This window comes from Paludisphaera soli, from assembly GCF_011064595.1.
Classification (GTDB): Bacteria; Planctomycetota; Planctomycetia; order Isosphaerales; family Isosphaeraceae; genus Paludisphaera; species Paludisphaera soli.
The window spans coordinates 1-845 of sequence record NZ_JAALJI010000125.1 but is presented as its reverse complement, the minus strand read 5'-3'; the positions used below and the strand labels follow the sequence as shown (position 1 = coordinate 845).

Genomic DNA, 845 nt, shown 5'->3' with positions numbered 1-845 from the left:
TATCGCTTGATCGATGATGCTGATATCCGCTATGGCGGAACCAGCCCATGACGACGCCGGGGCGTACCGCCCGCAGGGCGTCTCCCATCGCCTCGATCAGCCCGTCGATCGTCCGTGCCCCGGCCGAGCGGAGCCGGGCCTTGAGCTTGGAGAACATCCGCTCGATCGGGTTGAGGTCGGGGCTGTACGGCGGCAGGAACCGAAGCTCGGCCCCGGCCGCGGCGACCAGCCGCGCCGCCTCCGCGGTCTTGTGGCAGGCGAGGTCGTCGAGGATCACGACGTCGCCGGGCCGAAGCGTCGGGACGAGGCATCGCTCGACGTAGGTCTCGAACGCGGCCGAGTCGGTCGCCCCGTCGAAGGCGAGGCAGGCCCCCACGCCGCCGAGGCGGACGGCCGCCGTGAGCGTGAGTATCTTCCAGTGGCCGCGTGGCAGCGGGCCGTCGACCCGCACGCCGCTCGAGGCCCGGCCGTGGGTCCGGTCCATCGCCGTGCTCGCGCCCGTCTCGTCGACGAAGACCAGCCGGAGCGGGGGGAACGTCGGTGAATTCCTCGCGCCAGGCCGCCCGCTGCGACTTTTTTTGCGAGTGATCCCCAGCCGCTTCAGCGCCCGGTGCACGGCCGAGACGCAGCACGAGACGCCGGCGGCCCGGGCCAGCTCCTTCAGCGTGGCGTCGTCGTCGGCCCGGACCGCCTCGCGGAGCCGCCGCTCGGCCTCGGCGTCGAACGCCGGGGCGTGGCCGCCGCCGTGCGGCCTGGGCTCGATCCAGCCGGTCCCGCGGCGTTGCCGCATCAGCTTGCGGATCCAGGCGACGCTGACCGAGAAGCGGGCGGCGACCCGCTCGCGG

At 73.4% G+C, this 845-nt stretch carries 1 protein-coding gene; it reads right to left on the bottom strand.

All coding sequences use genetic code 11. The features are described from left to right. A partial coding sequence (locus G6O68_RS31925) for an IS630 family transposase (protein WP_165253814.1) occupies positions 1–845 on the bottom strand: 845 nt, incomplete at both ends.